Below are 22,312 nucleotides of genomic sequence, written 5' to 3'. Positions count from 1 at the left end.
TGCCGCCAGCCATGGAAATCAACCCGATCCTGAACAGCATCAAGGACCTCTCCGAGCGCACCCTGACTATTCGGGGGTATCTTTGACTACGATCAAAAGCATGATCGGCTAGTTGAAGTAAACCGCGAGCTCGAAGACCCGAACGTCTGGAACAACCCCGAATACGCCCAGAATCTGGGGCGTGAGCGTGCCTCTCTGGCGTTGATCGTCGACACCATCGACGACCTCGACGGCAGCCTGGTCGACTCACGCGACCTGCTGCAAATGGCCGCCGAAGAGGAAGACCAGGGCGCCGTCGACGATGTCGCGGCCGAGATTGAGCGCCTGCGCGGGATTCTCGAGAAGATGGAGTTCCGCCGCATGTTCAGCGGCGAGATGGATGCCAACAACGCCTACCTGGACATCCAGGCTGGTTCCGGCGGCACCGAAGCCCAGGACTGGGCCAACATGCTGCTGCGTATGTACCTGCGCTGGGCTGACAAACGCGGTTTTGACGCCACCATCATGGAGCTGTCCGCCGGTGAAGTCGCCGGGATCAAGGGCGCGACCCTGCATATCAAGGGTGAGTACGCCTTTGGTTGGCTGCGCACCGAGATCGGCGTGCACCGCCTGGTGCGCAAGAGCCCGTTCGACTCCGGCAACCGTCGTCACACCTCGTTCACCGCGGTGTTCGTCTCGCCGGAAATCGACGACAACATCGAGATCGATATCAATCCGTCGGACCTGCGCATCGATACCTACCGCTCCTCCGGGGCCGGCGGGCAGCACGTAAACACCACCGACTCGGCCGTGCGCATTACCCACGTGCCAAGTAATACCGTGGTCTGCTGTCAGAACGAACGCTCCCAGCACGCCAACAAAGACACCGCGATGAAGATGCTGCGGGCGCGCTTGTACGAGCAGGAAGTGCAGAAGCGCAACGCCGCCTCGCAGGTGCTGGAAGACAGCAAATCGGACATCGGTTGGGGGCATCAGATTCGCTCCTACGTACTCGATCAGTCGCGGATCAAGGATCTGCGCACCAACGTCGAGCGCAGTGACTGTGTCAACGTGCTCGACGGCGATATCGACGAGTACCTGGTGGCCAGCCTGAAACAGGGGCTGTAAACCTAATTATCCAGGAGCCAGGGGGACGCCTAGTCCTTGCTGTGGTCCGGCGATCCGGCGACCTGACATTCCGCCGATTCGCCACGAAAGAGCATCGCCAGCAAGCTGGCTCCTACCCAGATCGCACTACACGCCAGGCAGATAGAAAAGACCATGAGCGACCAACAATCCGACCACCAGGCCCTCTCCCACGAAGACCGGCTGCAGGAAGAAAACAAGCTGATTGCCCTGCGCAAGGAAAAACTTGCGGCTGCGCGTGAGCAGGGTAATGCCTTCCCCAATGATTTCCGCCGCGACAGCTACTGCGCCGACTTGCAGAAGCAGTACGTCGACAAGACCAAGGAAGAGCTGGCCGAAGCCGCTATCCCGGTCAAGGTGGCTGGTCGCATCATGCTCAATCGCGGCTCCTTCATGGTTATTCAGGACATGAGCGGGCGCATCCAGGTCTACGTCAACCGCAAGACCCTGCCGGAAGAAAAACTGGCCGAGGTCAAGCACTGGGACTTGGGCGACATCATTGCCGCCGAAGGCACCCTGGCCCGCTCCGGCAAGGGCGATCTGTACGTGGAAATGACCAGCGTGCGCCTGCTGACCAAGTCGCTGCGCCCGCTGCCGGACAAGCACCACGGCCTCACCGACACCGAGCAGCGCTATCGCCAGCGCTACGTCGACCTGATCGTCAACGAAGACGTGCGCCACACCTTCCGTGTGCGCTCCCAGGTGATCGCGCACATTCGCCAGTTTCTGATGCAGCGCGATTTCCTTGAAGTGGAAACGCCGATGCTGCAGACCATCCCCGGCGGCGCTGCGGCCAAGCCGTTCGAGACCCACCACAACGCGCTGGACATGGGCATGTACCTGCGCATCGCGCCGGAGTTGTACCTCAAGCGTCTGGTGGTCGGTGGCTTCGAGCGGGTCTTCGAGATCAACCGCAACTTCCGTAACGAAGGCGTGTCGACCCGGCACAACCCCGAGTTCACCATGTTGGAGTTCTATCAGGCGTACGCCGATTACGAAGACAACATGGACCTCACCGAGGAGCTGTTCCGCGAGCTGGCGCAGTTGGTGCTGGGTTCGACCGACGTGCCCTACGGCGACAAAGTGTTCCATTTCGGCGAGCCGTTCGTGCGCCTGTCGGTGTTCGACTCGATCCTCAAGTACAACCCCGAGCTGAGCGCCGACGACCTGAACGATATCGACAAGGCCCGCGCCATCGCCAAGCAGGCCGGCGCCAAGGTGCTCGGTTTTGAAGGCTTGGGTAAGCTGCAGGTAATGATTTTCGAAGAGTTGGTCGAGCACAAACTGGAGCAGCCGCACTTCATTACCCAATACCCGTTTGAAGTATCGCCGCTGGCTCGCCGTAACGATGACAACCCGAACGTCACCGATCGTTTCGAGCTGTTTATCGGTGGTCGTGAAATCGCCAACGCCTATTCCGAGTTGAACGACGCGGAAGACCAGGCCGAGCGCTTCCATGCCCAGGTGGCCGACAAGGACGCCGGCGACGACGAGGCCATGCATTACGATGCCGACTTCGTCCGCGCCCTGGAGTACGGGATGCCGCCCACCGCCGGTGAAGGTATCGGCATCGACCGTTTGGTGATGCTGTTGACCAATGCGCCGTCGATCCGCGATGTGATCCTCTTCCCGCACATGCGCCCGCAAGCGTAAAACCAAAGCCGCCTTCGGGCGGCTTTTTGCTGTCTGGCTGCGGATTTATTCTGCGCAATACGGCTTGGCAAGGTCGCTGTGTGCGTGATGTTTGTCCGCTCGCACGCCATCCCAGGCCAAGGGGCAGGAAACCAGGCTGTTGACGGCGATTATCGTCGGGATGGAATATCAAGGCTGGCATGGCGGGATCGTGCAGTTGGGTGACACGTTGATCATTCTTAAACGCTGCACCGATGTACTGTTGGCACCTCTGGGATGTGCGCTTGCGGTGGTACGTCCCGATGGGGATCCTCGACCTGTTTTCACACGGAGAGCGAAATGAACGCGTGGCGCGCAGTAATCGTCTTGTCCCTGCTGCTCTTGAGTGGCTGTCTGGTGACATTCAACGACCCGATTCCAGCCAATGAAGCGGCGCCCATGCCGCTGCTCGGCGAATGGTCGCGCAAGAATGAATGGGGCGAGTGGCTGTTTCTCGACATCACCCGTGCCGGCTCCAATCTCTACGAGGCCAGAACTTACCAAGGCAGCCCGGATAACCTGGACAGCCTGGAAAGGTACGGCTTTACCGTCGCCCACCACGGACGCCGCTGGTACCTGTCGGCTGGCTTGCCGCAACGCCTGGGCGGCAACTTCGCCATCGCCGGCTTTGAGCTGACCACCGGCAATGAGCTGGTGGTCTACACCCTCGACGTCGATCGCATCCTGCAGGAACTTGAGGCGGGCACATTGCAAGGCAAGCCCGTCGATACGCAGGAGGGAGAGGGCGTTTTGATTTCCAGCCCGCTGGACGCAGTATTCGCCTACCTCGACGACCAGGCCAATTCCGATGTATTTATCGAAGTCGCGCGCTATCAGCGCGTCGGCCCATAGCCGGCGCGAAGGGTGTCACTCGTCGCAGGCAATGCACCGTGGCTCAGGGCGGGTTGTCGCTGCGCGCTGAACGGGCTACCGATGTTAAAGCAGTCGCAGTAGGTGGGTTTTTTTCACAGCCTCCCAGTCAATGTCAGAAACCATGAGGGATCGATGAACAGTCACAGCGGGTTGGACGACTATCAACTGATCGTGCGGGCGTTATCTGAGCGGATTGTCGAGGCGCAGACGCCGATCCGCATACTGGACGCGGTGAAGTGGGACGACAGCATTCGCGAGGGTTTTCTCAAGGCCAAGGGCAAGGTGCTGCCGGCGGTCGACCAGGCTTACTACCTGAGCCGGCCACTGGGCTTTGACTCCAGCGCGAAAAAGCTCGAGTTCCAGAACATCGAACGCGATGTCACTCGCCAGCTTGGACAGTTCAATCCCGTTGGGCAGATCATGCGGCGCATGTGTCGCGAATACCGCATGGTTATCCGCATGCTCGACGCGCGGGGCACCACCGAATTCGGCCTGATCTCCCAGGATCTCTACGGCGCCGCCTCCGATGCCTTTCATGCCGGTGATCCGACCCTGTCCGACCTGGGCCTGATGCTGTCCGACTACCTGAACAACATCGCCGACCGTGGCGACCTCAAGGACGAAGCGAAAACCCTCAATGCCAAGACCGCGGTCAGCCTGTTGCAGAGTCGCCTGAATAAGGTGTTCGGCGAAGCGGAGAGCACCATCCGGGTGTTCGAGTCCGATGGCATTCTCGCCGATGCCGCCGCCGGCGCTGACTACATCAAGATTCGCAGCGACGCCATGTTCAATGAACGTGACGTGCGGGCGCTGGAAGTGCATGAAGGCCTGGTGCATGTCGGCACCACCCTGAATGGCCTGAACCAGCCGATCTGCACCTTCCTGTCCAAGGGGCCGCCATCGTCCACCGTGACCCAGGAAGGCTTGGCGATTCTGATGGAAGTGATCACCTTTGCCTCCTACCCGAGCCGCCTGCGCAAGCTCACCAACCGCACCCGCGCCATTCACATGGCCGAGGAGGGCGCCGATTTTCTCGACGTGTTCGAGTTCTTCCGCGAGCAGGGTTATGGCCTGGAAGACGGCTACAGCAACGCCAGCCGGGTGTTCCGCGGCTCGGTGCCACAAGGTTTGCCGTTCACCAAGGATCTGTCCTACCTCAAGGGCTTCATCATGATCTACAACTACATCCAGCTGGCCGTGCGCAAAGGCAAGCTGGAACAGATCCCCTTGTTGTTCTGCGGCAAGACCACCCTGGAAGACATGCGCACCCTGCGCAAACTGGTGGACGAAGGCCTGGTGCAACCGCCCAAGTACCTGCCGCAGCAGTTCCAGGACCTGAATGCCCTGTCGGCCTGGATGTGCTTTTCCAACTTCCTCAATCACCTGAGCCTCGACCGGATCGAAGCCGACTACTCCAACATCCTGTAAAGCTGCACGTCGTAGGGTGCGCCGTGCGCACCAATGCAGGCACGCCTGGCACTGCCCGCGTAGGGTGCGCCGCGCGCACCAAGGCCGGCACACATGGCACACATGGCGCTGCCGATGCGTAGGGTGCGCCGTGCGCACCAAGGCTGGCACACATGGCACTGCCCGCGTAGGGTGCGCCGTGCGCACCAAGGCCGGCACGCATGGCACTGCCCGCGTAGGGTGCGCCGCGCGCACCAAGGCTGGTACACATGGCGCTGCCGATGCGTAGGGTGCGCCGTGCGCACCAAGGCCGGTACACATGGCACTGCCCAGGCTGGTACACATGGCACTGCCCGCGTAGGGTGCGCCGCGCGCACCAAGGCTGGTACACATGGCACTGCCGATGCCCGCTGCTGTGAACCGTAGCCCTGATGCAATCCGGGCAAGCATCCCACTCGAACCGCCAGGAGCCCTGTATGCCCAGCCATCAACTCGACTACGAAATTCTCGGCGCCTCGGCGCAGAGTGTGGAAATCATCCTCGATCCCGGCGAGACGGTGATCGCCGAAGCCGGGGTAATGAACTACATGACTGACGGCATACGTTTTGAAACGCGCATGGGTGATGGCGCGGCAAACGGCGTGCTGGGCAAGTTGTGGAGTGCCGGCAAGCGCATGCTCACCGGCGAATCGCTGTTCATGACGCACTTCTCCAACGCCGGCAAAACCCAGGCGCGAGTCGCCTTTGCCGCGCCCTATCCGGGTACCGTGGTGCCGATCTCGCTGGCCGAGCACGGCGGCAGCCTGATCTGCCAGAAAGACGCCTTCCTCTGCGCCGCCTACGGCACGGCAGTTGGCATCAGCTTCAACAAGCGCCTGGGCGCCGGATTCTTCGGCGGCGAGGGCTTCATCCTGCAAAAGCTCGAAGGCGACGGCCTGGCCTTCGTGCACGCCGGCGGTACGGTAATCCGCAAGCAACTCAACAACCAGACCTTGCGCCTCGACACCGGTTGCCTGGTGGCCTTCACCCGCGGTATCGAGTACGACATCGCCCTGGCCGGCGGCCTGAAAAGCATGCTGTTCGGTGGCGAAGGCATCGTCCTGGCGACCCTCAAAGGCACCGGCACGGTCTGGGTACAGAGCCTGCCGTTCTCGCGCCTGGCCGAACGCATCTATGAAGCGACCTTCAAGGCCCGCGAGCAAGTTCGCGCCGGCGGTAAATGATCGAGGCTGGGCAAGCGCCCACTTATGTATCAAGCTGCGCCGCCTATGGATACCGCCTGTGCCAATTGTTCGCTTGCCTGTCAGTGAGCGATCTGGCTCGATAGATCCCTATTTTTTGCTGAAACGTCCAACCTCGAGAGCCTGTAATGAGCGAACTGAACCCCATCCCCCTGATCCTCACCGGCATCGGCAGCATCTGCGCCACCGTGGCCGCCCTCGGCTACTACGGCTACCTGCACATCGCCCAGCCGGAGGATGCCCTGCTGCTCGCCGAATACACCATGCTCAAGACCGTTCCCGGCGAGGACTACAAAGTCTCGGTCAAACCGGCCAGCCAGGTGGCCCAGTGCATCGACGGTGTCGTGGTGCTGTTCGACCTGGAACAGAAAGGCCTCAGTGGCGTACTGGTCGACCAGCGCAAGCGCGCCGTGCGCTGCGTGGCCGAAGGTGTACCGGCTGGGCAGTGACCGTGCAGCGCGGCCCTGCGAACAGCTATCAGAAGTTGTGAAAGCTACCCGGTGATTAGCGCATGTTTTGCTCATCCGGTGCGCCCGGTTGCGCCTGCTGCGCAATCCAGTTCCGAATGTACTCCAGCACGCGGTTCGCGCCCTCGACTGTCTCAGCGAGCTCGATCGGGCGCTCGCCATCCAGGTACTGGTTAGGCTGCTCCATCCATTTGAAGGCTGCCGCCTTGTTGCCTCGTACCGGGATTGCCAGTTCCAGGATCTCCCGCAGCAGCTCCGGTTGCCCGTACCAGGATTCAGGTTTGGTTGTCGGGCGCTTGCCCTGGATGACTCGGGGCAATTGGCAGGCAGCCAGCTCATTGGCGTTGATATGCCGGCGAGTCCAATGGGCCAGCTTCACCAAGTCGGTGTTTGGCGGGCGCGTGTGGTCGGTAGTCGGCACAACCACGCCGATCAACACATTGGTATGGGCTCTGATCATCTCCAGTGCCGGCGCAATGTCCGTGTCATTGGTCACGATGACAGCATGATCGATCTGCCCGGTGATCGCGTCGTGGTAGACCTGCAGGGCCAAGTTCACGTCGCTTTGCTTCTCCTCGACCTTCCAGGCTTGGATTTCCTGGCATTCGCGGGGAGCCCTGTCGGGATCCTCGGCGTCGACGATCTTCACCTTCATCTTGTTGACGGCGTAGTAGCCTTCGATCAGCTCGATTCGACCGTCATGCAGCTTGCGCAGCGCGGTGTGGTAGCGCGCCTGAGACGATATAGAGTCGGGAGCCCGGGCAACGGACTCGATGATCTTCGCGGTGAAGAACTTGATCGAGGGGGAGGGGAGCAGGGTCGATTGCCGGATATGGCCATCGCCATCCTTGACCAGCGCAGACGGCAGGATGTGTTTTACGAAGAGGGGCAGCAGATCCAGCCACTTGTGGGGAGTGCCACGCAGGCAGCCGTAGTAGAAGTTGTATCCGTCGATGTAGGTGCGGGCACGCAGAGGCACTCGCTGAGGCGCGCCTAGCATTTCTTGTACTCCAGAAACGAAAAAACCGGCTAGTGCCGGCTTTTCCCCCCTCCAACCAGATGGTCAAGCCACGCCGGTCGTGAGGGTTAGTTGTTGGGAAAGAGGCTAATAGGGCATGACGGGACCGTCAACCTTTTATAAAGATGGGGTTACAGCCGGTCACTGGGTAGGCCTGCCTCTTCTCCTCTTTGCGGAATTTGGGTTTGGGATAGGTCTGGGTCACAAGAACAGGCAAGCCATCACGCTTGATAAGCGCCTACTGTGCCTGAACGTACGACAGGCTTAGGTGCAGAGCCTGTCGTACTCAATTACTGCAGTTTTGAGGCGTGCGATTGACTGCCGAGCACTTAGCTATCGCTGAGGCGCTTGACCTGCAATCGCAAAGCCTCAAGTTCGCTCAGCAATTGTTGCTCACTATGGCTTTGCTCAATCACCTCGCCACTGTCGAGGTTCAGCCAGCGTGCATCTGCAATCCTCACTGCTTTGATTTGACGATCATTATCCTTTCGACTGTCCGCACGCATCTGAACGGCTTTGCTCAGCGCGTATTTGCTCTCCGGGTTGCCGTGGTTGATCAGCAGCGTCGCGGGTTTCTTACAGTCAAAGCCATCGGTACGGAACAGGAAATCCAGCAGCATCTGTTGATCGGCATGTGCCGAGTAATACGGCGACATATCAATCACCTCTGCCTGGCCAGCTGAAAGGCTATCCATGGGCGCAGGGGATGCTGTAGCACGCGGCATAAGCTCTGCACCTTTGCTGCCGGCAGACTGATAGCCCGTGAGGATCACGGTGTTACGCGGATCGCTCCCCCAGCGCTCCAGGTAACTGACCACCGGACCGTTGTCGCACATGCCTGCGCTGGCAATCACGATATCGGCGTCAAAGTTGGAGGGTTGCTTGGGCTTGGTCATGCTCAGGTAGCGCTCGGCGGTCACTTTGAAACTCCCATGCTCGACCAAACGCTGCAGCATGCCTTGAATGGCGTCGGCATCCATCGCCAGCGACTTACACAGCTCAGCGTTCAGGTATTTGAACTTGCCGTTGGGCGACTTGCTGCAGAGGTGTTTGGCATACACCTGAGTCACCGCGTGACCCAGTGGCGCATGGACATTCGCTACCAAGGGGAAGTCATCGTCGTAGCGACTCAGCTCGCGTCCTTGTTCGTGTGCTGGCAGGTTAGTTTTCATCCACTGCAATACGTCCATCAATAATTCCTGAGCACGATGCAGCGAGAAGGCGGGCATCAAGACCTTGCCGCCTTTAACGAACAAGGTGTGGGCGATGACTTCAGCCAGGCGTGCCAGTCGCAGTTGCGAATCTTGATGCTCCTGTGCTCGCACGCGCCCGCCATAAGTGGACTCGACAACGATGTAGTCCGTGTCGGCAAAGGGATGTTGGCCGCTCTTCATCAATGGCAGGTAAGCGTTCTCATCGGTCTGACAGCCTACGTCACCACTGAAGCAGATGGAGCGATTCTCCCCACCCACTTTCCAGGCAATGCTGATCAGGCAGGCTCCTAGGATATGGCTACTGCGCAAGTAGGCCATCCAGACGCCTTCAGCCAAGCGCATGCTGCGCCCCCACTTGAAGCCCTGGTCATCATCCAGAATGCTCCAGTGAATCTGCTTCACCTCCTGTTCCGTAAACATGCCACTTACCCGAGCAGCGTCCAGCAGCATCAGCTCGGTGAGTTCGCGGGTCGCGCGGGTGGCATACACCTGGCCGGTAAAGCCTTCACGCACCAGCCGGGGCAGCAGGCCGCAGTGATCGATATGCGCATGAGTCAGTAACACATACTTGAGGCGCGCAGCCTGGAATGGAAACGCCTGGCGATTGGCCCATTCCTCGCGCTCATTGCCCTGATGCATGCCGCAATCCACCAGAAACTGGGTATCGGAGTCAGTGTGATGCAGCCAGGTGCACGAGCCGCTGACACCTTCGATTGCGCCGACAAATTTAATCTTCAACATGATCTTTTCCTTTGTTCTGGACGACAGCGGCCACTGCTCATAGGCAACTGAGCCGAGCTGTCTGAATTGAGTTTTTGCGGTTGTAGCGAAAGCGTGTTGAACGTCAGTCGTTCAACGCCAATGCACCAGCTGGAACCGGGAAGTGCCGGGCATAGAGCCCTTGGTACAGCTGTTCAGCGAAATGCCTTTCACGCCGGTCAGCCGTGCTGTCACAGCCAAGGTAGGGGAAGTGGTCGATAAAACGGCCAAACAGGCGTTCGCAATCGCTGCGGTAACGCCGAGTGTCCAGAATGTGCGCCTGCCACAACTGCCAGGCAGAACCAGACGGCATCAGCAGTTGATTGGGATAGCACTTCTTCAGGCTAAGAAAACGCCGGTACTCTCGCTCAGCCTTGGCCCAGTCCAGGCATTGCACCTGGGGGGCGAAGTGCAGGGCAAGCAGATCCAATTGCTCGATAGCGGGATCGATGGGGAGGGATTGATGGTTTGTCATGATTGGCTCCTCTGTGATGACGGAGCCAGTTTCGATGTGTGGATTCCACAACCAACAGGTCAGCGAAGAAAATCCAATAAAACATCAAATTCCTTCGCGTCCTGATATTCAGTGATGATCAGATCGCGGTATTTCAGCAGCAGGGCATTATCTGTAACAACTTCGGTTGCCTTGTCGTAAGCCTGCTTCAACTCACCATTGAGGTAGTGCGCCATCATGCTGTCGCCCACCGACAGTGCTGCTGTCTGACTCGCCAGAGTTTTAAGCAGATTACCTTGGTGCGGGCCGAGCCCCATTTGTGGCAATGCATCCGCAAATGGATTGGGCAGCTTTTCTTTGGAAAGATCCGCATCTGCCAATTGAGCAAGCAGAATGTTCAGCTCTTTGCGTAACAGTCCAAGCCCCGCAACGGACTGTCGATCCAGAAATAGCTGTTTGGCCCAATCCACATAAGCCTGCCGCTCCGAACGATCCCTGATCAGCATGACCGCAATTTTTGGTACGCCAAATAGACCCTGCAATACGATTGCGTTCCAGATCAGCACCTCATCGGCAGGATTGAGATACCAATGCTCACGGCTACCTGAAGCACCTGGCCCATCGGCTCTGCTGCGCTTCATCGTTATAAGTGACGGCAGTGTCGTTTTGAGCGCGCTGCGTCCCTTCACCGTTACGCTAGCCAGAGCTTCAATCAGCGTGTTTAGCGCGATTCTGAGGCCCCCGTACTGCTTCTGAGACAGGGGGGCGATAGCGGCGGGCAAAGCAGCCGCTCCAGCACCACCGTGTGCTCGGGCCACTGATTTGAATTAGAGCGCACAGGATTGCTTCAACAATGTTTCTACTGGCGGAAGTTCCTCTGCGTACGCTGGGTACTTTGCGATGCGATCCGCTTGAGCATACCAGTCACTCTGGGCGCAGAAACCACCACTGCGTCGGTACTCGTCGAGGACGCCCCGGCAGTAACCTGCCCGCAGAGCTTCAGAGGATGAGGTCGTAAGGCCCGCTAAGAGATGCTGCTGGTCACGCTTGGCATAGATACCCACCAACTCCTTGCAGCTCTGAATCAGATGTTCTGGGTTGTCGTTGGCTTGTGCCGTAGGTAAAACCAGGCTGGGCAGCAGGCACAGGCAAACGATGGTCAGTGTTCTAGTGTTCACAGGCTGGCCTCCTTGGCCGGGGTGAATATTTCGGGTTCAACCCGTGCGTGCACGGTTGCAGGTTGCAGGAGGGTGTTGGACGCAGACTTGGGTATAGCGAGATAGAGGGCCAGCAAGACCATGCCGAAGGCCAAAAGCTTGTCGAGAGGGTCTTCCTGTGTCAGCAGACGAAGTATTTCATCTGGATGCTCGGTCTGCGCAAGCCAAGCTGCATATGCACCAAATAGCACCATGCTCAGGGCAGCCATGATCCCCTGGGCTATCAGTAGACAACTCAACCCTCGCCAGAAACCCATGGCGAAGTGTTGGCAGTAGTGGATATGCCGCCACAATAACAAAACCAGCAACGGCATAAACGCCCACTCCAAGAGGGAGAGGTCAGCGAGGCCCTCGCCATACTCAAAGATCAGCAAAGGTAGCGATGCCAGCGTTAGCAGGCCGGCCAGCCACAAACAGGCTGTCTTCAACCCTCGCAGTAGTAGGCAAAGGCCTTTGGTCAGTCCGTTATCCAGCTTGCCGGCCAGAGAGAGTTCGGTGGATTGCATCAGTGCTCCTTGCATGTGTCTATTGGGGGATTTCATTAATGCCTACCCCATCAGCAGGTAGTTCGACCAGATAGTCGGTGCAGGCGCAACGGTCGTCTGAATTAACGTAACGTGACTTGAAATTGTGCCCGGTAGCGCCTACTGTTCGCACCAGCTCATCTACCAGCCTTCGGGTGTCAGCGTAGAAGGAGTAACGGCCCCGTCCTCCTGCGGAGGGCGCGGCCAGCCTAATTCCCCCCGCTATGCCGCTCCCAGCGCCTTTCCAGTTTTCTCTGCTGATGCTCCCGCTCAACCGGGTAGGCCGTCCACGGCAGGATGTAGTCCTTGCGCTCGTCCAGTACCACCAGGTATTTGGCTTCTGCAAACCAGATCAGCACGCGATGACCTGAACCGTTTGGCTCGCGCCAGACCTTGAGCGCGGCGTCTGCAGCATTTTCGATAATCGGTCTGGGCCAACGAATGCGCTCACAGCGTCTCAAGTCGGGCAGGCGCTCCGCCTCGTCGTTGCCTTCGGAAATCATGTGCCAGAAGGTGGCCTCCTTGCCCTGGATGATCGGGTGGCGTTTCAAGCCCAAGCGCTTACCGGCAAACACAGGTTTCGACTCAACGAAGTCGGCACAGAAGACCTGGTAGATGGCGTCCAGGTAACGAGCAAAATCGCCCCCGTAATCCGTAAACTCCTCCAGTGGCGGCAGCCATCCCGGCAGGCTCATACCCCATTGCTCCCGTTCCAAAGGAACAGGTTGAACTTGGACTCACGCAGCAGCGTGTTCTGCTTCAGGTTGTAGCGGCTGCGCTCACGGATACGTTCGATCAGGCGCTGCTTGGCTTCGCTGCCGGCAAGCCCGCGATGCAGATAGGACAGCGCGCCGATCAGCAAGTCAGCCAGCTGCAGTTGTTCGGCTTCATGGGAGTGGATGCGTTGCACCCGGCGAATCACCCTGCGCGAGAAGTCATAGGCATTGTGGGCCAGCACCTCATGGAGCTTGGCGACCTTCTCATGCCCCAGGGTGTCCTTGATGTCGATATAAACGTGATAACCGGCATCTGGCTCGAAGATGGTCTTGAGCATCGAGAAGTACATCTTGTAGTACCAGTCATCATGACTCTGCCGGAACTGCTGATGATTGAGGCGCGCCTTGTCGGCCACGATCAGGGCGCGGAAATGCAGATCGTCGTCATCGAAGAAATAGTCGATGCAGTCCAGGTAGAACTGCAGCTTGGTCGAACCCACCTTGGTCCACTTGATCTCGAAATCCGCCGGTAGCTTGTGCCTGACCTTAATTTCACGCAGACGTTGGGCAATCTCCAGACGCTTGGCCTCCGGGCACCAGACGGCACCCAGTACCATGGCCTTCTGGCCATCGTTCTCCAGATGGCAGGACTCGTCGCAGTAGATATTGAAGGTTTCGCTCATCACGCCACCGCCTGCTCGACCAGGGTGCTGGCCAGTTGTTCGTTGAGCTGGCGGGCCTGGGTTAGGCGGGTTTTCAGTTGGTCGCAGAGGGCCATAAGCTGATCTAGACGGTTAACAATATTGCTTTGTTCTTCCAGCGAGGGCAGGCGTAGTTTTATCGTTTTTAGATTCTTGGCACTGATACCGATATTTCCGACGGTGGTCGCGCAAAACGACTCAATCTGCGCTCGCGCAGGAGCTGCGTTCAATATGTATTTGAGGTAATGAGGCGAAGCTTTATTGCGGTCAGCCCGGAATCGGATGAGTTTGTCTGGGAAAATTTGAGGCACACCTCTGTTGCCGCAGTAGAGGGAAAAAGCTCCGACGTAGTGAAGGTTTCCATTGAATCGGCAGGCTAGGAGATCGTCTTTAGCCAAAAGGAATTTTTGTATTTCCGCCTCCGTAACGTCTGCCCACTTGTGCTCGTATTCATCAGTAAGGAAGTCCGCAACTCCGGTGCCTGCGCTTATTCGAAGAATTTCTACAGCGCTTGGTGTGTCTTGTGGCTTTTTGGACGAACCGTTCAGCGAGTCACCATCAATCACATCTGAAAGAGACAAATGAGCTGCAGGCACATCTGAACTAACCAGGCGTCCATCGGCAGCTAAGCAAAGGAATGTTTGCTTGAGGGCGTCGATGCTGGGTTCGGTGGTGAATAGGGTGTGGAAGTGTTCGGCCAGGCGTTGCCAGTTGGTGGCGAACTCGGTGGCGTCGCTGGTTTGGGTCAAGCTGTCGAGCAGCGCTTGCACCAGTTGGGTATGGGTGCTTTCGGCGTCGGCCTGCTGGGCTTCCAGGCTGTCGCAGAGGGCCATCAGTTCATCGACTTTGGCGACGATGCGGTGTTGTTCGGCGAGAGGAGGAAGTCCTGTTACCGTGGCGACGATTTTTTCTCGTGAGATGTTTGGCTGCGCTCCACCAGCGCCTTGTCCAATGAAGTTCGATTTAAGCGCTTTGAGGGTAAGCAGCAAATATCTATTGAACACACCATTGAACGGCGTGCAGGCGCAGACAGCCTGATTTGTTGTGCCTTCCACGCTCAAGATTGCCGTTTTACCAATGGTCGCGCCGTACATTGCAATGAGTACGTCTCCCGGTTTATTTCGACGCAATGAGCACTCTTTAAGCGCTAGATCAGTTACCGACTCGTCCGAATCTGAAATGAAGTCTGCAACCAGCTCGCCCGATTTGAACCAAGGCATTTCACCGCCGTAGTAACTTGAGTTCCCTCTAGCAGGAGTTGCCCCAGCCCCCCAATCACCGATCTGACCTAGTCGTACCCATTCCCAGCCAATGGGTAGCTTGAACTGCATTTCATCTTGTTCGATATCGGGTAACGGCTTTCCATTTCGAATGGTCTTATTTTCAATGAGTAACGTTTTCTCTTTCGCAATACTTTCCAACAGCTCGCTGGCAGGCTCACCACTGGAGTTCTGCTCAAGCAACCTGCCCCGCACCGCCAGCTCCAGAATCAGCTCACGCAGCTTTTTGATGCCATTAGGCGCACCGGCCAGTAGCGGCAGATTTTCGGTGAGCAGCGCTGTCATACCTGGCGCTCCTCTTTATCAGAGGCAAGGGCTTCAGCCAGCACCGCCTTAAGCTGGTCGCGCAGCTCGCTGATTTCGCCTTGCAGCCTGGCGTAGTTGCGCAGCAACTCGTCCGGGTCGTGGCTGATCTGTTCGCCGATATGCGGGTTTTTGCAGTCCAGGTTCCAGTTGCGCGCTTGCAGCTCTTCGACGCCGACCTTCCAGGCGAATTCGTTCTCCACCCGTGCGGCAAAGCCATCGGCCTCGCTGCCCCACCAGTCTTGTTCCACGGCGAATTCTTCGATGCGCATGGGGCGGGTTTTCGAGTAGTTCTTAACGCCGGCCGGGTACTGATGCTCGTAGAACCACACCTGTTTGGTCGGCGTGCCTTTGGTGAAGAACAGCAGGTTGGTCTTGATGCCGGTGTAGGGGTTGAATACGCCGTTGGGCAGGCGAACGATGGTGTGCAGGTTGCACTCGGTCAGCAGCTTTTCCTTGATGCGGCTCTTGATGCCTTCGCCGAACAGGAAGCCATCGGGCAGCACCACGGCGGCACGGCCACCGTCCTTGAGCAGCTGCATGATCAGCACCAGAAACAGGTCGGCGGTTTCGCGGGTGCGGAAGGTGGCGGGAAAGTTGGTTTCGATGCCGTCTTCTTCCATGCCGCCGAACGGCGGGTTGGCGACGATGCAGTGCACGCGCTCACTCGGGCCCCAGCTGATCAGCGGTTTGCTCAGGGTGTTGTCGTGGCGGATCTGGCTCGGCACCTCGATGCCGTGCAGGATCATATTGGTGGTGGCCAGCAGGTGCGGCAGCGGCTTTTTCTCCACGCCGAAGATGCTCGCTTGCAGGGTGCGTTCGTCCTCGGCGGTTTTTACATAGCGGCTGCGCTTGTGCTCGATGGCGCAGGTGAGAAAGCCGCCGGTGCCGCAGGCCGGGTCCATGACCTTTTCTTCCAGCTTGGGGTCGACCATGCGCACCATAAATTCGGTGACCGGGCGCGGGGTATAGAACTCACCGGCGTTACCAGCGTTTTGCAGGTCGCGCAGCAGTTGCTCGTAGAGATTGCCGAACTCGTGGCGTTCCTGGGCTTTGTTGAAGTCCACGCCTTGCTGAATCTTGTTGATCACCTGGCGCAGCAGCTGGCCGGACTTCATGTAGTTGTAGGCATCTTCAAACACGCCGCGCACCACGAAGGCCGATGGCGTGTTGCTGTACTCGTGCAGGTTCTGCAGCTGCGGGAACAGGTTGTTGTCGATAAAGCCCTTGAGGTCGTCACCGGTCATGCCTTCCGGGTCGGCGGCCCAGGTGCGCCAGCGGCAGCTCTCGGGGATCGGCGATTGGTAACTGTCGTCCATCAGCTCCCATTCCAGCTCGCGGTCATCGAAAATCTTCAGGAACAGCAGCCAGACCAACTGGCCAATGCGCTGGGCGTCGCCATCGACGCCGACGTCTTTGCGCATGATGTCCTGGATGGATTTGATGGTGGAGCTGATCGACATGACGAATTCTCGGTGGGTGCGGCAAAGCGGGGGATTGTAAAGGCTATTTAGCCGTTATGGGTTGCATGGGCACCTTGGGGTAGCCTTTGATGGGTATCGCTGCGCTCAACCTGCGCGGCCCGACCCATCCTACGAACTGGCCCTGGTGCGCACGGCGCACCCTACAAGCGTTCGGCTAACTGGCGTAAAGCGCGTCTTCCAGTTCATGGATGGCCTGGTTGTAACCGGCCTTGCCGCCAAAGGCCTTGACCAGTTCGATGGGCGCACCGATCTGGCTGAAGGGGTCGAGCTGGAGGATCTTGATGTCCTCGATATGCTCGATGCCGGTGTCGGCGTATTTATCCAGCAGCGCTTCCAGCACCTGGCGGGCTGCGCCGGAATACTTGGCGAAGTAGTTGCGCTTTTTCACCTGCTCGGCGCGCTCTTTACGCGACAGTGGTGGTTGGTCGAAGGCGACGTGGCAGATCAAATCGAACGGATCGAGGGGCTTGCCCTGTTTCTTTTCCACTTCTTCGGCCAGGGCTTCCCACATCACGCCCTGGGCGGCCATTTCGTCGATGATGGCTTTCTTCTGCTCGGCATCACTCCAGCGGCGCAGGAAGTCATCCAGCGAGGCGAACTGTTTTTGCACGCAGGCGCGGGTGTAGTCGTGCAGCGATTCGGTGATCAGCCGGCCATCCGGGCCGTAATACTGCACGCGCTCGGCGATGACGTAGATCGGGATGCTGTCGATGACGTACTTGATGCGCTTCTTGCCGCCGTCATCTCCGGTAAATTCCAGGTCATCGCCCTCGGCATCGCTGCCGGCACTGATGCCATCGCCTTCGAGTAAATCGTCAGGCGGCACGGGCGGCTCATCGCCCTCGGGGGCATAGACCACCACCGGGTCACCGTCGAAGGCCGGGTCGGCAAACAGCTCGGTGGCCTTCTTGAAGTCCATGATGGTGAACCAGTATTTGCCGTAGTCCTCGTTGATGCGGGTGCCACGGCCGATGATCTGCTTGAACTCGGTCATCGACTTGATGTGCTGGTCGAGCACGATCAGTTTGCAGGTCTGTGCATCGACGCCGGTGGTCATCAGCTTGCTGGTGGTGGCAATGACCGGGTAGCGCGCTTCCGGGTTGATAAAGTTGTCCAGCTCGGCCTTGCCCTCTTGCTCATCGCCGGTGATGCGCATCACGTATTTGCGGTTCTCGGCCACACGCTCGGGGTTTAGGTTGACCAGGGCCTGGCGCATGCGCTCGGCGTGGTTGATGTCGTCGCAGAAGACGATGGTTTTCTGGAACGGATCAGTGGCCTTGAGGAACTCGGTGACCTTCTGCGCCACCAGTTGGGTGCGCGCCTCGATGACCAGGGTGCGGTCCATGTCCTTGAGGTTGTAGATGCGGTCTTCGATCAGCTCGCCGTTCTTGTCGAGCATGCCCTTGGGCGGCCGCCAGCCTTGCAGGTCTTTGTCGAAGTCGATGCGCACCACTTTGTAGGGGGCGAGAAAGCCGTCTTCGATGCCTTGCTTCAAGGTGTAGCTGTACACCGGGTCACCGAAGTAGGTGATGCTCGATACCTCTTTGGTTTCCTTCGGCGTGGCGGTGAGGCCGACATGGGTGGCGCTGGAGAAATAGTCGAGAATCTCGCGCCAGGCGGAATCCTCGGCGGCGCTGCCACGGTGGCATTCGTCGATCACGATCAGGTCAAAGAAGTCGCGGGAGAACTGCTTGTAGATGTTCATCTCTTCTTCAGCGCCGGTGACGGCCTGATAGAGCGACAGGTAGATCTCGTAGGAGGTGTCGATCTGACGTTTGGCGATCTTGGTCATCGCCTGGCCGAACGGCTTGAAGTCGTTGTTCTTGGTCTGGTCGACCAGGATGTTGCGGTCGGCCAAAAACAGGATGCGTTTCTTCTGCTTGGATTTCCACAGCCGCCAGATGATCTGGAAGGCGGTGTAGGTCTTGCCGGTGCCGGTGGCCATGACCAGCAGCACGCGATCCTGCCCGCGCGCCACGGCCTCGACCGTGCGGTTGATGGCGTTGCTCTGGTAGTAGCGCGGCAGGCGCCCGGAGCCGTCGTCGTAATAGGGCGCGGCGATTTTGTGCTGGGCTGCGTTATCCAGGCCCTTCCATTGGCAGTAGCGCTGCCAGAGTTCAGTCGGGCTGGGGAACTGGTCGAGGCGCAGCTCGGTTTCGACCTGCGCGCCGGTGCCGCTGCGGTCGTGAAACAGAAAGCCATCGCCATTGCTGGAGAACACGAACGGCACATCCAGCGCCTCGGCATAGCCCAGGGCTTGCTGCATGCCGGAGCCCACAGTGTGCTTGTTGTCCTTGGCCTCGATCACGGCGATGGGCAGGTTGGCCTGGTGATAGAGGATGAAGTCGGCACGCCGCGATTCGCCCCGGCTGTGCAGCTTGCCGCGGACGATGATGCGGCCTTTGGTAAAGCTGACTTCCTCACGTACCTGTTTGTGCATGTCCCAGCCAGCTTGCTGGACGGCTGGGGCGATGTACTTGCTGCAGATGTCCCGCTCGGAAAGCGACTTCTTGTCCATAACTCCAATTCCCTTTAAAACCGGTATGTCGCTCTATCCCGGCACTGCTGATCGTGCTCGATGGGCGTAAATGTACCCTGTTTGACGTTGATTGGGCGGGGCGTCTTGCCCAGGGGCGACCATTCTCGATTCTTGTCTTGCTCCTTCGGTCGGCTGGGCAGTCGTCGCCGCCGGGCGGGCACGCTCAAGGATTGTCGTCGGGCTATTGAATACGTGGGGTTGTTGGGGTCACCCTTTGCATCTGCTGTGGTATGCCGCTGATCGGGCCTTACTTGCTTGGCATTTTTCAGGCCGAGCGTGCCAAAATTGTGCCATTCAACCTCGTGGAGCCTCTATGCAAGCCTCTCAACCCGCGCTAATCCGCGAAACCTTCCCTGTCGGGCCTTTGCAGTGCAACTGCACGATCATCGGCGACCCGCTGACCAAGAAGGCGATTGTGGTCGATCCGGGTGGCAATCCGGAGTTGATCATGGCGCGCCTGGAGGCTCATGGCCTCAAGGTGGTGAGCATCATCCATACCCACGCCCATCTGGATCACTTCCTCGCTTCCGGGCAGATGAAGGAGAAGACCGGCGCGACCCTGCACCTGCACAAGGAAGATCAGTTCCTCTGGGACAATCTGGAGATGCAATGCAGCATGTTCGGCGTGCCCTATGTGCCGGTGCCGGCGCCGGATCAATGGTTGAGCGATGATCAGGCGTTGGATTGCGGTTGCGGGGTCGCGCTGCACACGCCGGGGCATACGCCGGGTTCGATGAGTTTCTGGTTCCCCCAGGACAAGCTGCTGATTGCCGGCGATACCCTGTTCAAGCGTGGTATCGGTCGCACCGATTTGTGGGGTGGGGACTACAAGACCATCGAGCGTTCGATCAAGCAGCGCTTGTACCGCCTGGACGAGGACGCCACGGTCGTCACCGGCCACGGCGACGACACCCGTCTGGGCGATGAAATGCGCGAGAACCCATTCGTGCGGGCATGATTGGCAAATATTCCTGGCAGATATTGCTAAGCTGGATCGGAACTTAACGTCTGATTCAGGTTCGAAAACCCGGATAAAGATCTGTCACAACACGAAAAAATAAAGGAACAAGCATGACTAAATGGCGCAATCTGGCATTTGCAGCAGTGGGCATTACCTTCCTCGCTGGCTGCACCACCAACCCCTACACTGGCGAACGTGAAGCCGGTAAAGCCGGGATCTACGGTGGTGTTGGCGCGGTAACCGGTGCGGTGATTGGTGCGGCGACGTCGAGCAAGAAAGACCGGGCCAAAGGTGCCTTGATCGGCGCAGCAGTGGGTGGTGCCGCCGGTGGTGGTTATGGCTACTACGTTGACACCCAGGAAGCCAAACTGCGTCAGACCCTGCAAGGTACTGGCGTGCAGGTACAGCGCAACGGCGATGACCTGAAATTGATCATGCCGGGCAATATCACCTTCGCCAGCAACTCGGCGGATATTTCCAGCGGCTTCTACCCGACCCTCAATTCCCTGGTCACGGTATTCAAGGAATTTGACAAGAACGGTATCGATATCGTCGGTCACACGGATAGCACCGGCTCGTTGGAGCTGAACCAGAACCTGTCGAATCGCCGCGCGCAAAGCGTCGCTTCCTACCTGTCCGCCAATGGCGTAATGCAGTCGCGGATTTCTTCCTACGGTGCCGGGCCGAACCAGCCCATCGCCAGCAATGCCAGCGAAGCCGGCCGTGCGCAGAATCGCCGCGTCGAGATCAACCTGCGCCCGCTGTAGTAGCCAGTTGTTCTGATGTGACGCACAACAAAAAGGCCTCCTGCAGCAGGGGGCCTTTTTTTGTGCTGCAACAGCTAACGGCTACATAGCCTTTTACGTTGTGCCAGCGGTGTCGGCGCTCTCGTAATGCCTTACCGGCTCTGGGGCTTGGTGCGACGGTCGGGGTACTGCTGATGCAGGCGCTCCAACTCGGCGTCCTTGTCTTGCCACAACTGGTTGACCCATTGCTGAAAGCTGAGGCGGTAGGCGTCGTCCTGATCATAGTTGCGGCCGATGAACTGTTGCGGGATCGGCAATTCATTGAAGTTCACCACAACCTCGCCGATCTCGCCGCTGAGCAGTTGCCAGAAGCCCGGGATGCCCTGCGGGTAGTGGATGGTGACGTTGACGATGCTGTGCAGTTGTTCGCCCATGGCGTCGAGCACGAACGCGATGCCGCCCGCCTTGGGTTTGAGCAGGTAGCGCAATGGCGAACCCTGCGCGGCATGCTTGGCCGGGGTGAAGCGTGTGCCTTCGAGGAAATTGAAGACCGACACCGGGTTAGTTTTGTAGCGCTCGCAGGCCTTGCGGGTGGTTGCTAGATCCTGGCCACGCTTTTCCGGGTGCTTGGCCAGGTATTCCTTGCTGAAGCGCTTCATGAAGGGAAACTCCAGCGCCCACCAGCACAGGCCGATGACAGGCACCCAGATCAATTCCTGCTTGAGGAAGAACTTGAGCAGCGGCATGCGGCGGTTGAGTTGATATTGCAGCACCAGAATGTCGACCCAGCTCTGGTGGTTACTCGTCACCAGGTAGGTGTGCTGTTTGTCGAAACGCTCGATGCCCTGGATGTGCCAGCGGGTCTGGGAAAGCAGGTCCATCCAGCACTTGTTGCTGGAAATCCACGCCTCGGCAATTCCATGCATAAGGTCGCGCAGCCGGCGCTGTAGCGCGGGTATCGGCAGCAGCAGTTTGAGCAGGGCGAGGAAAAACAGCGGCCAACACCAGAACAGCGTATTCAGGGCCAGCAGGCTTGCGCCAATCAGGCCGCGCAGGGCGGCGGGCAGAAAATGCAGCATGGGGGCAAATGCCTCCGCAAAGGGGGGCATTTGCCCCGGATCGTTTATAGCCCAGGGTGCTCCACCGTGGGTCGTTCGGCGCACAGGTTAGCGCCTGAGCACCGGACTGCAAGTGCTGGAGCTGACCGTCTGGTCATGCTTGGGCGAAGGCGGCTTGAAATCCAGGCTGGGGTGCAAGCGTGCATGAACGACGGCGCGCCGGCGATTGCTGTCGCGGACAAGTCCCCTCCTACGGCAATGCTGTTCACTTAAGCGGCCATCTCTGGGCGCCTGTCGTAGCCATGCACCCACCCGTAGCCCGGATGCAATCCGGGAGCGATTTTCAAGCGCCAGACTTCCCCCGGATTTCATCCGGGCTACAAAAAACGCTGCTCACTTGGCTTAAGTGAACAGCATTGCCCCTCCTACGAGGTTGTGCGGTGACCTTGTGGGAGGGGACTTGTCCGCGAAGCTTTGGATGAAACCCGTTAACGGTTGCGAGGCGATAAACCGGGTCGCGTTGCCTGAGGCGCAACGCGACGCAGCTCAATGAG

20 protein-coding genes are annotated in these 22,312 nt (G+C 58.8%); 8 read left to right on the top strand and 12 right to left on the bottom strand.

Going from position 1 to position 22,312, the window contains the following annotated elements:
• Positions 1–11 precede the first annotated feature (11 nt).
• From prfB to Q8K09_RS05400, 6 genes are all read left to right on the top strand, one after another.
• Positions 12–1,107 (top strand): peptide chain release factor 2 gene (gene prfB / locus Q8K09_RS05425; RefSeq protein ID WP_305253968.1). Its coding sequence is split into 2 segments (ribosomal slippage): positions 12–83 and positions 85–1,107, totalling 1,095 coding nucleotides; the frame shifts between segments, so codons are not numbered across the junction.
• 153 nt (positions 1,108–1,260) lie between these two features.
• Complete coding sequence (lysS, locus tag Q8K09_RS05420; protein WP_305253967.1) at positions 1,261–2,778, top strand: lysine--tRNA ligase; 1,518 nt, start codon at positions 1,261–1,263, stop codon at positions 2,776–2,778.
• Between the two features lie 318 nt (positions 2,779–3,096).
• The gene (locus Q8K09_RS05415) at positions 3,097–3,648 is read left to right on the top strand and encodes a hypothetical protein (protein WP_305253966.1); all 552 of its coding nucleotides are present in this window, start codon (positions 3,097–3,099) and stop codon (positions 3,646–3,648) included.
• A gap of 153 nt (positions 3,649–3,801) precedes the next feature.
• Positions 3,802–5,097, top strand: coding sequence for a flavohemoglobin expression-modulating QEGLA motif protein (locus tag Q8K09_RS05410; RefSeq protein WP_305253965.1), 1,296 nt, complete (start codon positions 3,802–3,804; stop codon positions 5,095–5,097).
• 455 nt (positions 5,098–5,552) lie between these two features.
• The gene (locus tag Q8K09_RS05405) at positions 5,553–6,299 is read left to right on the top strand and encodes a TIGR00266 family protein (RefSeq protein WP_305253964.1); all 747 of its coding nucleotides are present in this window, start codon (positions 5,553–5,555) and stop codon (positions 6,297–6,299) included.
• Between the two features lie 146 nt (positions 6,300–6,445).
• Entirely contained in the window at positions 6,446–6,766 is a 321-nt protein-coding gene (locus Q8K09_RS05400) for a hypothetical protein (protein ID WP_305253963.1), read from the top strand.
• Between the two features lie 55 nt (positions 6,767–6,821).
• Here Q8K09_RS05400 and nicB read toward each other — a convergent pair whose 3' ends face one another.
• The 11 genes from nicB to hsdR form a co-directional block, all read right to left on the bottom strand.
• The gene (gene nicB / locus Q8K09_RS05395; protein ID WP_305253962.1) at positions 6,822–7,784 is read right to left on the bottom strand and encodes a 6-hydroxy-3-succinoylpyridine 3-monooxygenase; all 963 of its coding nucleotides are present in this window, start codon (positions 7,782–7,784) and stop codon (positions 6,822–6,824) included.
• Positions 7,785–8,131: 347 nt separating this feature from the next.
• Positions 8,132–9,757, bottom strand: a complete 1,626-nt coding sequence (locus Q8K09_RS05390; RefSeq protein WP_305253961.1) for an MBL fold metallo-hydrolase — start codon at positions 9,755–9,757, stop codon at positions 8,132–8,134.
• A gap of 103 nt (positions 9,758–9,860) precedes the next feature.
• On the bottom strand, positions 9,861–10,250 hold the full coding sequence (locus Q8K09_RS05385; protein ID WP_305253960.1) for a hypothetical protein: 390 nt from the start codon (positions 10,248–10,250) through the stop codon (positions 9,861–9,863).
• Between the two features lie 59 nt (positions 10,251–10,309).
• Positions 10,310–11,011 (bottom strand): hypothetical protein, encoded by a 702-nt coding sequence (locus Q8K09_RS05380; protein WP_305253959.1) that lies wholly within the window; start codon positions 11,009–11,011, stop codon positions 10,310–10,312.
• Positions 11,012–11,056: 45 nt separating this feature from the next.
• Positions 11,057–11,407 (bottom strand): hypothetical protein, encoded by a 351-nt coding sequence (locus Q8K09_RS05375; protein WP_305253958.1) that lies wholly within the window; start codon positions 11,405–11,407, stop codon positions 11,057–11,059.
• The gene (locus Q8K09_RS05370) at positions 11,404–11,952 is read right to left on the bottom strand and encodes a hypothetical protein (protein ID WP_305253957.1); all 549 of its coding nucleotides are present in this window, start codon (positions 11,950–11,952) and stop codon (positions 11,404–11,406) included. Before Q8K09_RS05370 ends, Q8K09_RS05375 begins: the two co-directional genes overlap by 4 nt.
• Before the next feature lie 227 nt (positions 11,953–12,179).
• Positions 12,180–12,665: a hypothetical protein gene (locus Q8K09_RS05365; protein ID WP_305253956.1), complete on the bottom strand. Its 486-nt coding sequence runs from the start codon at positions 12,663–12,665 to the stop codon at positions 12,180–12,182.
• Positions 12,662–13,369, bottom strand: coding sequence for a DUF3800 domain-containing protein (locus Q8K09_RS05360; RefSeq protein WP_305253955.1), 708 nt, complete (start codon positions 13,367–13,369; stop codon positions 12,662–12,664). The genes Q8K09_RS05365 and Q8K09_RS05360 overlap by 4 nt, the downstream gene beginning before the upstream one ends.
• Positions 13,369–14,952 carry a restriction endonuclease subunit S gene (locus Q8K09_RS05355; RefSeq protein WP_305253954.1) on the bottom strand — a complete coding sequence of 528 codons (1,584 nt, stop codon included), beginning with the start codon at positions 14,950–14,952 and terminating at the stop codon, positions 13,369–13,371. The genes Q8K09_RS05360 and Q8K09_RS05355 overlap by 1 nt, the downstream gene beginning before the upstream one ends.
• The gene (locus tag Q8K09_RS05350) at positions 14,949–16,433 is read right to left on the bottom strand and encodes a class I SAM-dependent DNA methyltransferase (RefSeq protein WP_305253953.1); all 1,485 of its coding nucleotides are present in this window, start codon (positions 16,431–16,433) and stop codon (positions 14,949–14,951) included. The genes Q8K09_RS05355 and Q8K09_RS05350 overlap by 4 nt, the downstream gene beginning before the upstream one ends.
• A 175-nt stretch (positions 16,434–16,608) precedes the next feature.
• Positions 16,609–18,972 (bottom strand): EcoAI/FtnUII family type I restriction enzme subunit R, encoded by a 2,364-nt coding sequence (hsdR, locus tag Q8K09_RS05345; RefSeq protein ID WP_305253952.1) that lies wholly within the window; start codon positions 18,970–18,972, stop codon positions 16,609–16,611.
• A gap of 334 nt (positions 18,973–19,306) precedes the next feature.
• On the opposite strand from hsdR, the gene Q8K09_RS05340 reads away from it, so the two are divergent.
• Both Q8K09_RS05340 and Q8K09_RS05335 read left to right on the top strand, forming a co-directional pair.
• The gene (locus Q8K09_RS05340; protein WP_305253951.1) at positions 19,307–19,951 is read left to right on the top strand and encodes an MBL fold metallo-hydrolase; all 645 of its coding nucleotides are present in this window, start codon (positions 19,307–19,309) and stop codon (positions 19,949–19,951) included.
• 113 nt (positions 19,952–20,064) lie between these two features.
• Entirely contained in the window at positions 20,065–20,721 is a 657-nt protein-coding gene (locus Q8K09_RS05335) for an OmpA family protein (protein ID WP_304864506.1), read from the top strand.
• A 131-nt stretch (positions 20,722–20,852) separates the two neighbouring features.
• On the opposite strand, the gene Q8K09_RS05330 is transcribed toward Q8K09_RS05335, so the two are convergent.
• Complete coding sequence (locus tag Q8K09_RS05330) at positions 20,853–21,779, bottom strand: acyltransferase (RefSeq protein ID WP_305253950.1); 927 nt, start codon at positions 21,777–21,779, stop codon at positions 20,853–20,855.
• Positions 21,780–22,312: the final 533 nt, after the last annotated feature.

Source organism: Pseudomonas sp. (assembly GCF_030683065.1).
Classification (GTDB): domain Bacteria; phylum Pseudomonadota; class Gammaproteobacteria; order Pseudomonadales; family Pseudomonadaceae; genus Aquipseudomonas.
This window is presented reverse-complemented; position numbering and strand designations above follow the sequence as displayed.

What these genes read in the sequence shown, in the direction of transcription:
- lysS (WP_305253967.1), top strand. Translation starts at nt 1,261, where the DNA reads ATGAGCGACCAACAATCCGACCACCAGGCCCTCTCCCACGAAGACCGG.
- Q8K09_RS05415 (WP_305253966.1), top strand. Translation starts at nt 3,097, where the DNA reads ATGAACGCGTGGCGCGCAGTAATCGTCTTGTCCCTGCTGCTCTTGAGT.
- Q8K09_RS05410 (WP_305253965.1), top strand. Translation starts at nt 3,802, where the DNA reads ATGAACAGTCACAGCGGGTTGGACGACTATCAACTGATCGTGCGGGCG.
- Q8K09_RS05405 (WP_305253964.1), top strand. Translation starts at nt 5,553, where the DNA reads ATGCCCAGCCATCAACTCGACTACGAAATTCTCGGCGCCTCGGCGCAG.
- Q8K09_RS05400 (WP_305253963.1), top strand. Translation starts at nt 6,446, where the DNA reads ATGAGCGAACTGAACCCCATCCCCCTGATCCTCACCGGCATCGGCAGC.
- nicB (WP_305253962.1), bottom strand. Translation starts at nt 7,784, where the DNA reads ATGCTAGGCGCGCCTCAGCGAGTGCCTCTGCGTGCCCGCACCTACATC.
- Q8K09_RS05390 (WP_305253961.1), bottom strand. Translation starts at nt 9,757, where the DNA reads ATGTTGAAGATTAAATTTGTCGGCGCAATCGAAGGTGTCAGCGGCTCG.
- Q8K09_RS05385 (WP_305253960.1), bottom strand. Translation starts at nt 10,250, where the DNA reads ATGACAAACCATCAATCCCTCCCCATCGATCCCGCTATCGAGCAATTG.
- Q8K09_RS05370 (WP_305253957.1), bottom strand. Translation starts at nt 11,952, where the DNA reads ATGCAATCCACCGAACTCTCTCTGGCCGGCAAGCTGGATAACGGACTG.
- Q8K09_RS05365 (WP_305253956.1), bottom strand. Translation starts at nt 12,665, where the DNA reads ATGAGCCTGCCGGGATGGCTGCCGCCACTGGAGGAGTTTACGGATTAC.
- Q8K09_RS05360 (WP_305253955.1), bottom strand. Translation starts at nt 13,369, where the DNA reads ATGAGCGAAACCTTCAATATCTACTGCGACGAGTCCTGCCATCTGGAG.
- Q8K09_RS05355 (WP_305253954.1), bottom strand. Translation starts at nt 14,952, where the DNA reads ATGACAGCGCTGCTCACCGAAAATCTGCCGCTACTGGCCGGTGCGCCT.
- Q8K09_RS05350 (WP_305253953.1), bottom strand. Translation starts at nt 16,433, where the DNA reads ATGTCGATCAGCTCCACCATCAAATCCATCCAGGACATCATGCGCAAA.
- hsdR (WP_305253952.1), bottom strand. Translation starts at nt 18,972, where the DNA reads ATGGACAAGAAGTCGCTTTCCGAGCGGGACATCTGCAGCAAGTACATC.
- Q8K09_RS05340 (WP_305253951.1), top strand. Translation starts at nt 19,307, where the DNA reads ATGCAAGCCTCTCAACCCGCGCTAATCCGCGAAACCTTCCCTGTCGGG.
- Q8K09_RS05335 (WP_304864506.1), top strand. Translation starts at nt 20,065, where the DNA reads ATGACTAAATGGCGCAATCTGGCATTTGCAGCAGTGGGCATTACCTTC.
- Q8K09_RS05330 (WP_305253950.1), bottom strand. Translation starts at nt 21,779, where the DNA reads ATGCTGCATTTTCTGCCCGCCGCCCTGCGCGGCCTGATTGGCGCAAGC.